7 protein-coding genes are annotated in these 17,700 nt (G+C 61.5%); 1 reads left to right on the forward strand and 6 read right to left on the reverse strand.

The window, feature by feature from the left end; translation table 11 throughout:
• The first annotated feature begins 176 nt into the window (after positions 1-176).
• Positions 177-1,607, forward strand: coding sequence for an aldehyde dehydrogenase family protein (locus IV454_RS32380; RefSeq protein WP_206089639.1), 1,431 nt, complete (start codon positions 177-179; stop codon positions 1,605-1,607).
• 52 nt (positions 1,608-1,659) lie between these two features.
• On the opposite strand, the gene IV454_RS32385 is transcribed toward IV454_RS32380, so the two are convergent.
• From IV454_RS32385 to IV454_RS33455, 6 genes are all read right to left on the reverse strand, one after another.
• Positions 1,660-2,016 (reverse strand): PEP-CTERM sorting domain-containing protein, encoded by a 357-nt coding sequence (locus tag IV454_RS32385; protein WP_206089640.1) that lies wholly within the window; start codon positions 2,014-2,016, stop codon positions 1,660-1,662.
• Between the two features lie 134 nt (positions 2,017-2,150).
• Positions 2,151-3,533 carry an IS1380 family transposase gene (locus IV454_RS32390; RefSeq protein WP_206092847.1) on the reverse strand — a complete coding sequence of 461 codons (1,383 nt, stop codon included), beginning with the start codon at positions 3,531-3,533 and terminating at the stop codon, positions 2,151-2,153.
• Positions 3,534-3,630: 97 nt separating this feature from the next.
• The gene (locus tag IV454_RS32395; protein ID WP_206089641.1) at positions 3,631-4,521 is read right to left on the reverse strand and encodes a hypothetical protein; all 891 of its coding nucleotides are present in this window, start codon (positions 4,519-4,521) and stop codon (positions 3,631-3,633) included.
• A gap of 275 nt (positions 4,522-4,796) precedes the next feature.
• On the reverse strand, positions 4,797-6,398 hold the full coding sequence (gene ahpF / locus IV454_RS32400) for an alkyl hydroperoxide reductase subunit F (RefSeq protein ID WP_206089642.1): 1,602 nt from the start codon (positions 6,396-6,398) through the stop codon (positions 4,797-4,799).
• A gap of 108 nt (positions 6,399-6,506) precedes the next feature.
• Complete coding sequence (gene ahpC / locus IV454_RS32405; protein WP_054264024.1) at positions 6,507-7,070, reverse strand: alkyl hydroperoxide reductase subunit C; 564 nt, start codon at positions 7,068-7,070, stop codon at positions 6,507-6,509.
• A gap of 297 nt (positions 7,071-7,367) precedes the next feature.
• Entirely contained in the window at positions 7,368-16,730 is a 9,363-nt protein-coding gene (locus IV454_RS33455) for a putative Ig domain-containing protein (protein WP_206089643.1), read from the reverse strand.
• Positions 16,731-17,700 lie beyond the last annotated feature (970 nt).

Raw genomic sequence — 17,700 nt, forward strand, 5'->3', positions numbered from 1 at the left:
CGCCTGCGCGGGAACGACGTGTTTAGGGTTACTGGCACCCGCCAAGCACGCCGCAATCGGCACAATCGCCCATCATCGAGCGGCTCCCTGCGGCAGCATTCCTCGCGCAATGGTAAGCTCTTGTTTTTTGATAAACACGCATCGCGGTCCCCCTGCGAGCCACGTAGAAAGCTTCCATGAAACAGAACTATATCAACGGCGCCTGGGTCGACGGCGCTTCGTCGTCCGCCAATATCAATCCCTCGAACACCACCGACATCATCGGCCACTACGCCCAGGCCGACGCGCAGCAAACCGAGCTGGCGATCGCCGCCGCCGCTGCCGCCGCGCCCGGCTGGGCCCTGTCCAACATCCAGATGCGCGCCGATGCGCTCGACAAGATCGGCAGCGAAATCCTGGCCCGCAAAGAAGAGCTCGGCACCCTGCTCTCGCGCGAGGAAGGCAAGACCCGTCCGGAAGGCATCGGCGAAGTCGCCCGCGCCGGCGCCATCTTCAAATTCTTCGCCCAGGAATGCCTGCGCCTGCGCGGCGACAAGCTGCCGTCCGTGCGTCCCAACCTCGACGTGGAAGTCACGCGCGAGCCGGTCGGCGTGGTCGGCATCATCGCGCCGTGGAATTTCCCGATTGCAATTCCCTCCTGGAAAATCGCGCCGGCACTGGCCTACGGCAACTGCGTGCTGATCAAGCCGGCCGAACTGGTGCCCGCCAGCGTCTGGGCCCTGACCGAAATCATCAGCCGCGCCGGCCTGCCGCCTGGTGTGTTCAACCTGGTGATGGGCCGCGGCAAGGTGGTCGGCCAGGCTTTCCTGCATGACCGCCGGGTCAACGCGATCAGCTTCACCGGGTCGGCCGCGACCGGCGCAAAGGTGGCGTCCGCCGCCATCGGGCGCATGGCCAAGGTGCAGATCGAAATGGGCGGCAAGAATCCGCTGATCGTCCTCAACGACGCCGACCTCGCCACCGCCGTCAACTGCGCGGTGCAGGGGTCGTTCTTCTCGACCGGCCAGCGCTGCACGGCATCGAGCCGCCTGATCGTCGAAAAAGGCATCTACCCGGCATTCGTGGCCGCCATGCGCGACAAGCTGGCCACATTGAAAGTTGGCGACGCGCTCGGCGACGGCATCGACATCGGCCCCGTGGTCGACCAGAGCCAGCTCGATCAGGATATGGAATACATCGGCATCGGCCGCGAGGAAGGTGCGACCCTGGCCTTCGGCGGCGAGCGGGTGGCATGCGCGACGCCGGGCTTCTTCCTGCGTCCGACCCTGTTTACCGATTGCAGCAACGACATGCGCATCAGTCGCGAGGAAATCTTTGGCCCGGTCGGCATGGTGATCCCGGCCGACAGCTACGAGCATGCGCTGGCCATGGCCAACGATACCGAGTTCGGCCTGGCCAGCGGCATCGTCACCACCTCGCTCAAGTACGCGACCCACTTCAAGCGCCATGCCGAAGCGGGCATGGTGATGGTCAATGTGCCGACCGCGGGTGTCGACTACCATGTGCCGTTCGGCGGACGCAAGGGATCGAGCTACGGTTCGCGCGAACAAGGCACTTACGCGGCCGAGTTCTTCACCACTGTCAAAACCGCTTACTGCGGCGTGTAAGATCGTTCTTCCCTGCCCTTGCGCGCGGCCTCGCCGCCGTGCAGGGCATCGCTCACCGGGCGAACGGCAGCGCGGTGCCACCCTGCCGCGCGCTGCTCGACACCGTGCGGTTGGCGCCCACGCCGGCGGCACGGCGCGCGGCAAAGCCGACCATGACCAGCCCAAGGAGCAGCACCGCATAGGTGTCGGGCTCGGGCACGGCACTGGTCGGATCGAGCCGCAAGGCGTAGCACTGGCCACCCTTGCAGCCGGTGGCGGCGATCTGCTGCATGTCGTTGATGGCGCGCGCCTCTTGCAAGACCCAGCCGAAGGCCGGATCGATCAAGGTGTTGAGGTCGCGCAGGACGCCGTTTTCATATAGCCTGAATGTTTCATAAACTGCTGCCGCAGTGCCGGTTCGGCGATCCATGAGCTTCTCGGTGACGATCACGATGTCGCGGGCAATAGCCCGCCTACCCGATCAATCGGCATATCAAATGGAGCGGTATGAGGTTGATGTTGGCGACGGAGTGGTCAATTCTCGGCAGACCGGACGTGTCTTACTCAGGACGAGTTCAAGGACTTGGCGGGCGTTGCCAAATACAGTCTTTCGGTCAACGTCTGCAGCAGATCTCTGACTGGACAGGCACTTGGTAAATGTAGAACGATCTTGTTCTTGCACTGCCTGACCTGCACGGCGATTTTGAACAGTTTGGAAATGACCGTTGATGGCTGCGCCTGCGACAGCGCGGTATGCCGCAGCCCTTCGGTGCGCAGTTGCTGGTGCAGGATGTAGGCCGCCGCGTGCAGCAACAGGCGCATGCAATTGGCGAGAAAGCTGGTGCAGGAGGTACGGTCGGCGGCGAGGTCATCCTTGAGATGCTTGATATAGTTTTCGGCCTGACCGCGCGCGCAATAGATATCCTCGTACAACATACCGGCATCGAGTCCTGGCAGCGAGGTGACGATGAAGCGCGTGTTCTCGCCAAGGGCCATGACCTCGGCCTTGAGCAACACGCGCCAGGCTCTCGGCCAAGAACGCGCCTGGTAAGCAAATTCGTCGAACAGACGCACCGCATTGGGCACCACGTCCTGCGATTGTGCAGCCACCCACCGGTCAATGGCGCGAAGTCTGGTCGGCTCGGCCATCGCAAGGAGCTTGGGGTTGCAGGCGAAACCAAAAATGAAGTCCACGTTCGACATGCTGTCGATCAGGCTCATTAATTCAGGCCCGCTAAAATGTCCGTCGCCACGTACGAGAACATGAGTAGCGGGGAAGTGCTGACGAATCCGCGTCAGAACGCGCCGCATGATCATCGCGTTCTCTTCGCCAAATGGTCGCCTTCCGGGCCGCAGCACCGCCGCGATCAAGCCGCCCGACTGGCCGTCGAAAATCATCAGCGGCAAGTAGCAGGTCGAACCATAGTGGTGGTTGTAGAACGCCAGCGGCTGCTGGCCGTAGCACGCATCCTCGGAGTGATCCAGGTCGAGAATCAAGCTCTTTGGCGGGCTGGAAAAGCTGGCGATGAACTGTTCCACGAGCGCTTCGCTGACGCGGTAGATGTCCTGGCGACTGGCCGCATGTTCGAAGCGCGAGATCGTCGCCCCGGACGCCAGCGCGGCCTCGTCGTCGAACGGCAAACGGGCCGCGCCAAGTTTGAACATCGGGTCGTGGCGCAGGCTGTTCGCGTCATTGCCGTCTTCGTAACCGCAGCCGATCTGGTAGATGCGCTGTGTCAGAAGATCGTGATACGAATGGCTGACGTAACTCTGATGACGGCGGTCAGGCAAGGCCGCAGCGAGGCGCTTGGTCAAGCCAATCTGGAGGTCGACTCCGCGCAGCAAAACTGGACCGAGATCGGACGACAAACCCCCACCGGCGAAATCGGCGCGGACGCTGTGCGCGGGAATGGATGCAAAACGGAGCTGCTCTGGGGTAGAATTCATGTCGGGCAAGGTGGCGTTTTTGTTGACAGGGTAGGTTTCTAGATAACTCCCATTCTATCAATCACTTACGGCATTCTTGCCCTTTTTTATGCAAAATTCAGGATAGAAAAGCGCGCTGCACGCTGTCGCTGCTGCCTTCGCCGACGATCTGGCCCAGGTTATTGATGTCGAAGGCCATGCTGCCGGCTTCCTTGCCGCCCAGGGTGCCGAGGTCGCTCATCACACCGTTGACATACAGGAAGGCGTGCGGGATTGCGTGCCCGGACGGAAACTCCTCCTTGCTGCCGGCGTCGCCCACGACGGCGCCGCGGTCGTTGATCGCGTAACCCGTGCTGTACAGCCCGCCCAGGGTACCCAGGTCGGTCATCACCTCTCCGCTGTACAGGAAGGCGTGGTAGGGATGCTCGGGACCGCTGTCGCTGCTGACCGAGGACAGCCCGGTGACCTGGCCGGTATTGTTGACATCCAGCGCGCGGCTCATGTCGCCATTGGGCAAGGTGCCGATGTTGCGCATCACCCCGCCGGACATCAGGAATGCCCGCTCCAGGTCCTGTTCGGCCGGGTTGGCGGTGCTGGCGCTGCCGACGATGTCGCCCCGATGATTCACGCCGTAACCGCTACTGTAGGTGCCGCCCAAGGTGCCGAGATCGCGCATGCTGCCGTTGCCGTAGCTGAACGCGCGCTCCTGGCCGGCGCGGTTGGTCGAGGTGCCCACCACCATGCCGCCGTCATTGAGCGCGTTGGGGATGGTGTCGCCGCCGAAGGAACCCAGGTCCAGCGGCATGGCGCCGGTGTTGAGGAAGCCGCGCATCGTACCGCTGCTGTCGGTATAGGCGCCGAGCACGTGACCGCTCAGGTTGATGTCGCGCGCGCTGCTGCCGGCGACGCCGACCGTGGTGACGGTGTAGCGCGTCGCCGCCGGGGCTGCCAGCGGCAGCGCGAGGGCGGCAATCAGGACCAGTCTGTTGCAATGCCGGGGGACGGACATGAAAGACTCCTTGACGGAAATCGGATGGGTTCGGCGAACATGAACCCGGCCCGGGCAGTGCGGCGTGGCGCGCGCATGGCCCGTTTCAAGAATAGGCCGGTGAGTGCGCGCGCGTCTGCGCCACATCAGGCGACGGCGGCACGCACACGCCGTCCCGATTGCGGAAAAGCCGGTGCGGCAGGCGGTTGCATTTCCTGAACCAAAGTTCACGGGCGAAAAAAAACCGCCCGGTTTCCAGCCGGGCGGTTTTTTTGCGAAGCGACGGGTTGCTGAGATCAGGCCGCCAGCGCTACTTCCTCTTCGTTGGCAACATTACTCACCACCGGTTGGCGAATCAGGTAGTCGAACGCACTGAGCGCGGCTTTCGACCCTTCGCCCGCGGCGACCACGATCTGCTTGTACGGCACCGTGGTCACGTCGCCGGCGGCAAACACACCCGGCAGGCTGGTGTGGCATTTGGCATCGACAACGATCTCGCCGTACTTGCTCAGTTCCAAAGTCCCTTTCAGGAATTCGGTATTCGGCACCAGGCCGATCTGCACGAACACGCCTTCCAGCGCCACGTGGTGATCGGCTCCGGTGGCACGGTCCTTGTAAGCCATGCCGTTCACTTTCTGGCCGTCACCGGTAATCTCGGTGGTCTGGGCATTGACGTGGATGGTGACGTTCGACAGGCTCTTGAGCTTGTTGACCAGGACCGCATCGGCTTTCAGCGAATCGGCGAACTCGACCAGGGTCACGTGCTGGACGATGCCGGCCAGGTCGATGGCCGCTTCCACGCCGGAGTTGCCGCCGCCAATCACGGCCACGCGCTTACCTTTGAACAAGGGGCCGTCGCAGTGCGGGCAGTAGGCCACGCCCTTGTTCTTGTACTCGGCTTCGCCGGGCACGTTGACGTTGCGCCAGCGCGCGCCGGTCGAGACGATCACGCTGCGGGCCTTGAGCACGCCGCCGTTTTGCATGTGCACCTCGACCAGGCCGCCCGGGGTGGCGGCGGGAACGATGCGCTCGGCCCGCTGCAGGTTCATGATGTCGACTTCATAGTGCCGCACCTGCGCTTCGAGGGCGGCGGCGAATGTGGGGCCGTCCGTTTCCAGCACCGAGATGTAGTTCTCGATGGCCATGGTGTCGTTGACCTGGCCGCCGAAGCGCTCCGCCGCCACGCCGACACGGATGCCTTTGCGTGCCGCGTACACCGCTGCCGCCGCGCCGGCCGGGCCGCCGCCGACGATCAGCATGTCGAAGGCGGACTTGTGATTGAGTTTCTTGGCTTCACGTTCAGCCGAATTCACGTCGAGCTTGGCGACGAGTTCTTCCACGGTCATATGACCGGAGGTAAACATGGTGTCGTTCTTGAAGACCATCGGGACCGCCATCACCTGGCGCGTTTCGACTTCCGATGGGAACAGGCCGCCATCGATGATCACGGTGCGGATCCTCGGATTGAAGACCGCCATCAGGGTCGCTGCCTGCACCACGTCCGGGCAATTGTGGCAGGACAGGGACATATACACGTCGAAATCGATTGCTTCGTCGAGCGCCTTGATGGCCTCGATCACTTCGGGTTCCACTTTCGGCGGATGGCCGCCGGTCCACAGCAGGGCGAGCACCAGGGAGGTGAATTCATGGCCGAGCGGAATGGCGGCGAAGCGCACGCCGTGGGTTTCGCCTTCGCGGGCGATCACGAACGAAGGCTTGCGGCTATCGGTGCCCGACTCGTCGACACTGACTTTATCGGACAGGCTGCTGATCTCGGCCAGCAGTTCACGCAGTTCGGCACTTTTTTCGCTGTGATCGAGCGTTGCGATGAGACGAATCGGCGCGCGCAGGTTCTGCAAATAGCCTTGCAACTGGGTTTTGAGGGTCGTGTCAAGCATGTTCATATCCGTAAGAAAGTGCCTTGAATTAAAACCGGGAACCGTCGGGCGGGTTCCCGGTGCAGGAAAGGCAGCGCAAGGCGCCGCGCCCTTCCTGTTTGCTGCGATTTAGATCTTGCCGACCAGGTCCAAGGATGGGGTCAGGGTCTTGGCGCCTTCGTTCCACTTGGCAGGGCATACCTGGCCTGGGTTGGCGGCGACGAACTGGGCAGCCTTGAGCTTGCGCAGGGTTTCCTTGACGTCGCGGGCGATGGCGTTGTCATGGATTTCCAGGGTCTTGATGACGCCTTCCGGATTGATGATGAAGGTGCCGCGCAGTGCCAGGCCTTCTTCTTCGATGTGCACGCCGAAAGCGCGGGTCAGGGTGTGGGTCGGATCGCCAACCAGCGGGAACTTGGCCTGGCCGACGGCAGGCGAGGTTTCATGCCAGACTTTGTGCGAGAAGTGGGTGTCGGTGGTGACGATGTAGACTTCCGCGTTGGCTTTCTGGAATTCGGCGTAGTTCTGGGCCGCATCTTCGACTTCGGTCGGGCAGTTGAAGGTGAATGCGGCAGGCATGAAAATGACGACCGACCACTTGCCCTTCATCGACTCGTTCGAGACTTCAACAAATTTACCGTTGTGGAAAGCTTGGGTTTTGAAAACCGGAATTTGCGTATTGATCAGCGACATGGGTATCCTCGTAGGTGAATTTTGTGGGTTAAGAAAAACTATCGAATGAGAAGCTCTCATTGGTTATTATGATACGACAAGATGAGTCGAGCGCCTCATTGTTTGTATTAATGAGGGTCATTGGGAATTTTGTTTGGCAGGGGCCAGCGAGCGGGTCGAATTGACCGGTTTCCCCGCAGTTGAGGGCGCGGTTCGACGTCAGCGTTCGTTTCCGGATCGAAAAAAAGCCGCCCGGTGCGATCCGGGCGGCTTGTGGAGATGATGGAGCGGGTACGCGACCCGCTCCTGAGCAGTCAGTTACACAAGCTGTGGCGACAGGTCGCGCAATGCCGAACCCGCCTGCAATGGTTGCGCAGTGACACCGAACGCCGGACTCGACAACAAAGCGCCGGCCGGCAGCATCGACATCGATGACAGATTGCCGGTCCTGGCGTACTGGTAGGCAAGGTCGCCGCCCAGTGCCGCCGTGTCGCTGCCGCTCAGGTAAAAACTGAGCAAGGAGGACGACAGGGCCCAGCTCGTCAATGCCGGATTGGCAGTGCGGGCAGCATCAAACGCCCCGGCCAGACCGTCAAAGTTGAACTGCTCGACTTTCTTGTTGTTGAGCTTGCTGGCCGACGCGGCGTCATAGTCGCTGCCGCCTTCAATCACCACCTGCAGATTGGCGACGCTGCGATTGGCAGGCGCCGCGTACCAGTCCTTGAAGGTGATCTGTTCGGCCGCGCCCGTCACCAGCACCAGGTCGTTTGCGGTTTTCTTGAACAGCAAATCCGCGTACAGCACGCCCTTGCCCAGGGAAACGGTATTGTCCTTGCCGGTGCTGGCATTGACCACATCCTGCCCATCCCCGCGGTTGAAAGCGATGATATCGGCCCCGTCGCCAGTGAGGATCACATCGTTGCCGGCACCGCCGATCAGCATCTCCCTGCCAACGCCGGCGGTGAGTGTGTCGTTGCCGGCGCCACCATCGAGCAGATTATTGCCGAGGGTATCGGTGAGCGTATCGAGCCCGGCACCGCCCTGAAGCAGGTCGTCGCCCGCGTCCCCGTTCAGCACATTGTTGGCACCATTGCCGACGAGCAGGTTGTTGAGCGCGTTACCGGTGCCGCTAATCCCGTTCACGCCCGTCAGGAACAGCGCTTCGATATTCGCGCTCAGGGTGCTGCTCACGCCGGACTTGACGGTATCGATGCCTTCGTTCGCCAGTTCGACCACGGTATCGCTGGCATTGTCGACGATATAGGTGTCATTCCCGGCGCCGCCGCTGAGTGCGTCTGCCCCGCTGCCACCATCGAGCACGTTGTTGTTAGCATTTCCCTTGATCACGTTGTTGCCGGCATTGCCCTTGCCATCGACCGCCAAGCTACCGGTCAGGGTCAGGTTGTCGAGGTAGGGGCCCAAGTCGTAATTCAAGCCCGTCTGCACGGTATCGACGCCGACGTAATTGCCCTCGTTGACGATATCGCCAACGTTGTCCACGATGTAGAGATCGTTTCCGGAGCCACCGTTGAGGATATCGGCGCCGCTACCACCGTCGAGCGTGTTGTCGCCCGAGTTACCGGTCAGTACATTGTTCAATGCGTTGCCGGTGGCGTTGAGCGGCGCCGTGCCGGTCAGGGTCAGGGCCTCGATGTTGTTGCCCAGGACCGTGCTCACACTCGACTTGACCGTGTCATTGCCTTCGTTGGCGGCTTCCACCGCCACGTCGGCCGCCAGGTCGAACACGTACACATCGTCGCCCGCGCCGCCGGTCATGGTGTCGGTACCGAGGCCGCCATCCATGGTGTCGTTGCCGCCGCCGCCGTTCAGCTTATCGTTGCCGTCCAGGCCATTGAGGATATCGTTACCCGCACCACCGTTCAACTGGTCGGCGCCGGCGGTCCCGGTCAAGGTGAGGTTTTTCACGCTGACGACGAGATCGAAGACATCGCTGGCGCTCAGATTGCCGCTATCCCGCGCGCTCACTTTCACGCTGAAGGTTCCGGCAGCCGGCGGGGTGCCGCCAAATGCCCGGGTAGTGGCATTGAACGACAGCCAGGCCGGCAAAGCCGTGCCGTCGGCCATGGTGGCGCTGTAACTGAGCACCGTTCCCGCATCCGGATCGGTGAATGCGCCAGCCGGCACCACGTAACTGAATGCGGTGCCCAAGGCGTTGGACTGGTCCGCCAGCGCGGCGGCCAGCACCGGCGTGCGGTTGGCCGGGCTGACCACCAGCGGCAGGTCGATGTAGCCTCGCCCGCCACGGTTGTCGGTCCCCCACAGCTTGACGGGAACCGAGCCCACATCGGCGACGGTCGGCGTGCCGCTGAAGGTACGCGAGGCCACATCGAACTTCAGCCAGGCCGGCAATGGCACGTCATTGGCCAACGACGCGCTGTAGACGAAGGTATCCAAAGGATCCGGGTCGACCAGGGTATTGGCTGCCAGGGCGAAGCTCAGCGGTTTACCGACCTCCGCCTTGAACGGCGCCACGCTCACCGGGCCGCGTACCGGCACCTTGTTGGCGCTGGAGATATCGACCAGGCTCTGGATTTTTGCCTGGTCCCATACCACACCGCCGGCAAACTCGACCCGCTCGATCTTGTTGTTCACGATGGCGCCGTCCTTGGTCACGTCGGCGGCGAAGTACTTGGAGAAAGTCACTTGATCCGTGGTCCCGCGGAGCAGCAGGAGCAGGTTTTCGCCGCTGCGCTGCACCCAGATGTCGCCCTCCGCGATGTCTTTGCCGAAACGCAGGGTATCGACCGCGCTGGCCACATCGTCATTGAGGATGACGTCCTTGCCATCGCCACGTTCGACGACATACACGTCATTGCCCGCCCCGCCGGACAAGGTATCGTCGCCGCCAGCGCCGAACAGCTGATCATTGCCTTCCAGGCCATTGAGCGTGTTATTCAGGGCATTGCCCTTGATGATGTTGTTGAGCGCATTGCCGAAGCGCGAGAGCGCGGCACCGGTCAAGGTCAGGTTCTCGACGCTGCCGGACAGCAGGTTTGGGGAGCTGATGCTTGTTTCAACCGTGTCGTTACCGCTGTCGTCTGAAATCCAGTCGTCGATGCTGTCGACGACATAGGTATCGTCGCCATCGCCGCCGTAGAAATCGTCGCGGCCGCCGGCACCGTCGAGGCGGTTATTCCCCGCATTACCCCGGATTTTATTGTTGGCAGCATTGCCGGTGGCATCGATGTTTTCGGTCCCCGTCAATTCCAGCGCTTCCACGTTGACGGGCAAGGTAAGACTCAGGCTTGACGTGATCGTATCGTTACCGCCGTCAGGCAGTTCGACGATGTTATCGAGCACGCTGTCGACCACATAGCGGTCATCGCCGGCACCGCCGGCCATGGTATCGGCTCCCGCGCCGCCATCGATGGTCTGGGCCCCCGCCCCCGCGCTGAGTTGATTATTGAGGTTATTACCTGTCAGGATTCCTGCCACCTCGCCGTTAAACACAAGGTTGTCGACATTGGCCGGCAGTGTGTACTTCGGCAACGCGGTGCGCACCGTATCGATGCCCTCGTTCACGTTTTCGACAACGGTATCGTCGTCGTGGTTGATCAGGTAGGTATCATCGCCGGCGCCGCCTTCCAGGGTGTCGCGCCCTAAGCCGCTTTCGAGTTCATCGTTGCCGCCGAGGCCCCTGACGATGTCGTTGCCGGCGCCGCCTTTCAAGGTATCGTTGCCGGCAGTGCCAGTAATAATGCTGTCCGGCGCGACCACAATATCGAAGACATCCGAGGCTGACTTGCCGCCAAGATCGGTTCCGGTGACTTTCACGCTCAAGGTCCCGGCGGCGGCGGACATGCCGCTGAACTCACGCGCAACCGGATCGAAGGTCAACCATGTGGGCAGCACGGCGCCCGTGCTCAAGGTGGCGCTGTATGCGACCACGTCGCCCTGATCCGCGTCGGCAAACACGTCACCGAGGCTGAACCGGATGGACGTTCCTTGCGACGTGAGCTGATCGGCTACGGGCGACGCTACCGTCGGCGCGACGCTTACCGCGCCGACATGGATGTTGATTGATATGCCGGCCTTTGCGCCGTAAAGATCCGTGGCATAAAAGTAGACCGAGGACACGCCCTGGTCGTTCGCGCCGGGCGTACCCCACATCTTCATGGTGAGCGGATCGAAGTGCAGCCATGCGGGCACGGCAGGATAGCCAGGCAAGGCCTCAATGCTGTAGGACAGGGCGTCACCCACATCGACTTCCAGATGCCAGTCCAGAGGCATCACCGTGTTGAAAGTACTGTTGACGTTACCGTAAAAATCGCCCCCCGTCTGCCTTATATACGGTTGCGTGTTGGAGTGTGGAACCGCCATCTGGTCGACGGCAGCCGTATTCCAGCTGCTGCCGTCGGCAAATTGCACCTGTTCGATCTTTCCGGTGCGTACTCCATTCACTTCCCGGAAATAATCTTCAACGAACAAGGTATCGCCAGAGCTGCTGATGATGAGCACCAGCCTGTCTTTCCAGCGCTCGACGAGCACATCGCTGGCCAGCACGTCGTCTGCGAAGCGGATGGTGTCGATCTTTCCGGGCGCCGTGTCGCCGGTGACGATCACATCCGGACCGTCACCGTGGCCGAACTTGAAGATATCGTTGCCGGCGCCGCCCACCATGCGGTCGCGCCCGGCGCCGCCGTCGAGCACATCGTCGCCAACGCCGCCATCGAGCGTGTCATTGCCTGCTCCGCCGGACAGGGTGTCATTGCCCTGCAGGCCGAGCAAGCTATCCTGGCCCTTGCGGCCGCTGATGACATCGTTGCCCGCAGTGCCTTCCAGCTTGTCGTCCAGGTCGGTGCCCTTGAGTACCTGCTGCAAGACCATGGGCGTGGTCCACAAGGTGCCGTCGGCAAAGGCGATCTGCTCGACCGCCAGATTCAGGTCGGTCCTCGTGCTGAAATAGCTCCAGATGGTGACCGCGTCACCACTGTTGCCGAAATTGAGGCGCAAGGTGGCGCCATCGCGCACGGCCTCGACATCGGCCGGCATCAGACCGGCACCGAATTCCAGCCGGTCCACATCCGGCACAGTGACGACCGGACTGACATCGGAGATCGTATCCTTGCCGTCGCCCTTGTTGAAGCGGTAGGTGTCCGCACCGGTACCGCCGATAAGGTCATCGCTGCCGGTGCCGCCGGCCAGGGTATCGTTGCCCGCGCCAGCGTCGAGCCGGTCGTTGCCGGCCCCGCCGTCGAGCATGTCGTTGGTGTCGGACCCGTACAGCTTGTCGTTACCGGCGGAGCCCACCAGCAAGAATGGAAGAATCTGGGCCAAAGTCCAGCTTGTACCATCGGCGAACTTGATGAACTCGACCTGCGACAGCGCAAGCTCGTCGGCCTTGAAGTAGTTCAGCACGCGCAAGCTGTCGCCGCTGGCAGGCAGGCTCAGTATAAGGTCGTTGTCGGCGCGGGTCGGCTTGACGTCGCCCACCGCAACGCCAGGCAGGAACTCGATGGTGTCGATGCCAGCCTGCAATGGCAAGTCTTGGTTGTCGATGGTGTCGTTGCCGTAGCCCTTGCCGAAGACATAAGTATCGGCACCGCCGCCACCCTTGAGCAAATCGTTACCGGCGCCGCCATCGAGGCGGTCGTTGCCGAAGGAGCCGAGCAAGGTGTCATTGCCGCCCAGACCCTTGAGGCTATCGTGGCCCCAGCCGCCCTCTTTCACATCGGCCGCATCGGTGCCGGAGTAGACCTGATTCGGGTCGATGGTGATCGGAAGCACAGCAGATACGCTTGCGCCGTTGATGTCGCTTGCCTTGACCAGCACATCGTACTTTCCCACTGCCGGCGGGCGGCCGGAAAACGTGCGGGTGGCGGCATCGAATGTGAGCCATGCCGGCAGCGCGCTGCCATCGGGCGACGTGGCGGCGTAGGACAGGGTATCGCCCCGGTCGCTGTCGGTGAAACTCCCCTGCGGCACCGTAAACTGCCACACATCGTTGGCGGCACCACCTGGCACCTGCGTCCAGGCGCCGAACGTTGGCGCCCGATTGTCGACATCGAGTTTCATCAAGGTCTGGGCGCTCAGGCCATGCACGTCGGTGGCGGTGATGGCAAGCACCAGGTGTTCGAGCGTGCTCGGTGTACCGCTCAGTACGCCCGTCTTGGGATTAAAGCTCAACCAGGATGGCAGGCTGCCGCCTTTTTCCAAGGTCACCTTGTAGGTCAGCGCATCACCGTCGGGATCCGTGAATACATTAGCGGGAACGTTGTAGGTCAACGGCGTGCCGCGCGACGCCTTCGCATCGACCGGGACAGCGTTCAATACGGGCTTACGATTGGCTGCGCCGATATTCATAGCAATGCCGATACCGGCACCGGCGCCATAATTGTCCATCGCTACGACGATCAGCACTAACTTGCCGACGCTGGCGTCGTCGGGCACGCCGGACACCGTACGGGTCGCAGCGTCAAATTTGACCCAGGCAGGCGCCGGCAGGCCGCCCTCCAGCTGGATGCTGTAATGGAGCTTGTCGTCCGCATCCGGATCGGTCAGATTGGCCGCAGCGAGCGTGTAGCTGAACGGGTCGCCAGCGCGCGCGCTAAGAAATGGGACGCCAGGACCGGCAACCGGGGCTTGGTTATTCGCCTGGCGCAGCAGGATGGCGTCGATCTTTGCCGGGTTCCAGACAACGCCGTTCGCGAATTCGATGCGATCGAGCTTGCGGTCGGATGTGACCGTGCCGTCGACCTTGTTCGCCGCGAAGTAGTCGAGGATATTGACCTGTTCGCTCGAACCGCTGATCCGCAGCGACAGGATATCGCCATCACGGTAAGCGACGATATCGCGCTCGGACACATTGGCGCCGAAGCGCAGGATGTCGACGGCCGGCGCACGCGCGGGATCGGCGCTGTCGGACAAGACATCGGTGTTCTCGATCGTATCCTTGCCATCGCCGCGGTCGAATACATAGACGTCGTTGCCGCCGCCGCCGACCAGGTAATCGTCGCCTGCCGCACCGGTGAGAACATTGGCTGCGCCATTGCCGAACAGCCCATTGCTGGCGCTGTTGCCGGTGGCATCGATCGCATTGATTCCCGTCAGCCTGATGGCGTCGAGGTGCGCGCCAAGGGTATAGCTGATGCTTGCTTCGACATCGTTGGTGCCCGGCTCGTCGGCGCGGGCGTCGCCGGGCGCCGGCAGCGTCGCTCCGCGCGCACCGGTGCCGGCGCCGGCCTTCTGGCGCCCCTCCTCGACAATGATATCGCCATCGCTGTCGATGACGTAGATGTCGTTGCCGGCGCCGCCAACCATGTAGTCGGCGCCGCCGCCGCCGTTGAGCGTGTCATTGCCTGCGCCGCCAAACAACGTATCGTTACCAAGGCCCGCGGCGAGCATATCGTCGCCGGCGCCGCCATCGAGATAGTCGTCTCCCTGGAAGGCTGCGGGAACGAATTCATCGTCATCGCCGATCAGGCGATCATTGCCCGCGCCGCCGAGCAGGCGGTCGCCGCCGCCGCCGCCGACCAGCTGGTCGTCGCCGTCGCCGCCGTCGAGAAAGTCGTTGCCGCTAAATTCTTGGTTGAAACTCTTGATGTTCTCGTCACCCCACAGCTTGTCGTTGCCGGTGCCGCCATACAACTGGTCATCCTTGCCGCCACCGACCAGGATATCGTCGCCGGCTCCGCCATCGAGCACGTCGCGCCCCCAATACAAGGCATCGTCACCGGGCGAGAGGGTAGAGGCCGACATGTCGCCCCACAGCGTATCCTTGCCCGCGCCACCATACAAGGTATCGTCCTTGCCTTCGCCGTACAGCCAATCATCGCCCTCTTCGCCGTCGAGATAGTCGTTGCCCTGGTACTGGAAAGGAATGTAGTCCGGGTCGCTCGTCGGGCCGCCTCCGGTGTCGCCAAACAGAACGTCATTGCCGATACCGCCGTACAGCACGTCGCTCGATCCCTGGCCGACCAAGCGATCGTTGCCAGCGCCGCCGTCCAGGAAGTCGGCACCATGGTGCTCAGGTGCCTGGTAAATCAGCAGTTGCGGGTCTGCATGATATCCATCCCCGAAGAGATGGTCGTCGTCGCCGCCGCCCTCAATATCGTCGTTGCCCGACAAGCCCCAGAGCACGTCACTTCCGGCTCCACCGAGGAGTTGGTCATCACCGTGACTTCCGATGATACGGTCGTCGCCCTCGCCACCGTCAACAAAATCATTGTCTGCATAGTAAGATGAATCCACACCATCCCATATATTGCTGCCTTTTCCACTATCGTAGACACCCCAGGCCGCGCCGGCGGCGATGGCTGTCTTGCCAGCGGGGGGGGTCCACATCTGGTCCGGAGACAGACGCCGCTGTCCATTGGAAGGCGAAGCGCTGCTGATATAGTCATTGCCTTTGCCGCCGAGGATGTGATCGTTGCCCTGACTGCCGGCGATCATGTCGTCTCCGTCACCGCCATCGATCATATCGTCGCCTTCGCCGCCATCGATCAGATCGTTGCCTCCCAGGCCAAAAATCTTGTTTTTGACGCCTCCCCCCATTAGAACGTCGGAAAAATTTGCCTCGGCGACGCCACCGACCAGGGTGCCATCGGCCAGGAATGTCACTGCGGACCAGTTATACAAGTCGGCACTGGTCTTTCCCGCAGGAGCGTGCTGATCTCCGATAATGGTAAAGGTGGACTTTCCGGTGTCTTTCAGACTGAGCGCAATGGTATTGGTGCTCGCGACGCCGCCCGGGCCGTTGTGGCTGGCCTTCAGCGTTCCCGGCACATCGCCTTCAAAATCACCGCGCTGGACCAGCGCGAAAACGACTTCGGTCTGACCTTCGCTGAGCGCGATGACGGCGCCTTCGGCGGCGACCAGGGCACCGTCAACCATCACCATCAGTTTTCCGCTGACGCCGGACAGCGACAGCGTGACCGTCTCGTGCGCGCCGGCTGCCGCGCTCAAGGACATGGTGAAGGTGGCGGCGCCGCCTTCGCTGATGGTCGCCAGCTGCGCCGCCAGGCTCGATTCGACAAAGCCGGGTTCGTTATACACGTTTTTCCCCGGCCCGATTTTCAGGGCGACTTTCGACTGGCTCTCGAGCTTGATACCAAGATATCCCTCGCTGCTCAATGCCTTCGCCAGGTCGAAATTGTCGATCGTGACCGCGTTGCTGCTGTCGAGTCCCTTGGTCATGATCATGCGCTTGCCCGTGACACTGGACGAGGCGTCGTACACCGCCATGCCAACGTACTCGCCGGAGGCCAATTGGGCGACCCATTGGTTGCGCTTGCCGACGCCTTTTCCATCCGTAATCACGCTACCGGCGATTTCGATTTTTCCCACACCGTCACTGTCGACGATGGTGTCGTTCCCAAACGCGGCGCCAAAGCTGTAGGTATCGCGGCCACTGCCGCCGCGCAGCCAGTCGCTGCCTGTACCGCCGTCAAGCTTGTCGTCGCCGGCCCCGCCCTCGATGTAATCGTTGCCGCCGCCGCCGCCGAGCGTATCGTCGCCGTCGTCGCCGTAGATCTCGTCGTACTTGTCGCCGCCTGTCAGCACGTTGCCGTATTCACCGCCAAACAGGATCTGGCGTCGTCCCGCGTCGCCGGAATCGGGACTTCCGGAGCGCAAGGTGGTATCGGTGACGGTATCGTAGAACATCAGATTCGGGTAGGGCGCAATCCCGGTCACGTCGGACTTATTCCTCTCAATCATCATTTTCAGCATCAAGGACCTGCTGGAAAGATACAAGTCGCTGAAATTCAATGCGCCCAAGCGCTCGTTCTGCTCAAAATCCGACTGATCGCTGGCAATTTTTCCTGTTAGTTCTACATGCTTCGCGGCGATGATAGCCAGCGCATCCAGATTATCCGGCGTAACCTGAATCGGCAACAGGTACTTCAGCGCAAGCAGATACGGCAGATAATGGAGCTCGTCGCTCCGGGCAGGAACCGAGCTTGTCGGAACGGTGATGTTGACTTTGCCGTTTAACTGCGCCAGCGGTGCGGGAGAGAGACCGGAATCAAGTGCCACTTTCAAGAGCAACAGATTTGCGTGATACATCTGCCGGCTCGGAGCGCTATCGGACACATCCCCCACCATCGTCGGCATAGCTTTTTCGTTGATCAGAATTTTACGCAATGCATCGAGCACATTTTCCAGACTGCTTTCGGCCCGGTTCGAACTTGTCTTCAACAGCGCGTTCAAGTCTTTCATATCGAACGTTTTGTCGAGCCGCGCCATGACATCAGCCAAGCTCATCGTATCGGTGAGTTTGTACATGGAGTGATTGTCGACGGGATTGGCCGACTCTTCGTTAAATAACGTTTGGCGGAATCCGCTTTGATCAAACCACCAATCATTAGTGGTAAAATTGATGCCGTTTTCCGCATAAAAATTGTCCTGTTCCATCAGGCTGGGATTTTTTCCCGACCCAAATCCCGGCCCGAGCAATGATTCCAGCTGTTTGAACGCTTCATCGCTGCGAAACGAAAACCCTGCGCCATTGAAGGTTGTCGCGTGCATAGTCGGTACTTGCACGTTGAACAGGCGTCCAAAAGCGGACGCCAGATATCCGCCCAGACTGTGGCCATTCACTTCAACACCATTGGCAATGTCTTGTGCAGTGATCGTACCGGTACCCACGCCATTGGACCCGTTGACGAAAGTGCCAGGCTTTGGATCCGAA

This window comes from Massilia antarctica, from assembly GCF_015689335.1.
In the GTDB taxonomy this organism is placed as follows: domain Bacteria; phylum Pseudomonadota; class Gammaproteobacteria; order Burkholderiales; family Burkholderiaceae_D; genus Telluria_A; species Telluria_A antarctica.

What these genes read in the sequence shown, in the direction of transcription:
- IV454_RS32380 (WP_206089639.1), top strand. Translation starts at nt 177, where the DNA reads ATGAAACAGAACTATATCAACGGCGCCTGGGTCGACGGCGCTTCGTCG.
- IV454_RS32385 (WP_206089640.1), bottom strand. Translation starts at nt 2,016, where the DNA reads ATGGATCGCCGAACCGGCACTGCGGCAGCAGTTTATGAAACATTCAGG.
- IV454_RS32390 (WP_206092847.1), bottom strand. Translation starts at nt 3,533, where the DNA reads ATGAATTCTACCCCAGAGCAGCTCCGTTTTGCATCCATTCCCGCGCAC.
- IV454_RS32395 (WP_206089641.1), bottom strand. Translation starts at nt 4,521, where the DNA reads ATGTCCGTCCCCCGGCATTGCAACAGACTGGTCCTGATTGCCGCCCTC.
- ahpF (WP_206089642.1), bottom strand. Translation starts at nt 6,398, where the DNA reads ATGCTTGACACGACCCTCAAAACCCAGTTGCAAGGCTATTTGCAGAAC.
- ahpC (WP_054264024.1), bottom strand. Translation starts at nt 7,070, where the DNA reads ATGTCGCTGATCAATACGCAAATTCCGGTTTTCAAAACCCAAGCTTTC.
- IV454_RS33455 (WP_206089643.1), bottom strand. Translation starts at nt 16,730, where the DNA reads ATGATGATTGAGAGGAATAAGTCCGACGTGACCGGGATTGCGCCCTAC.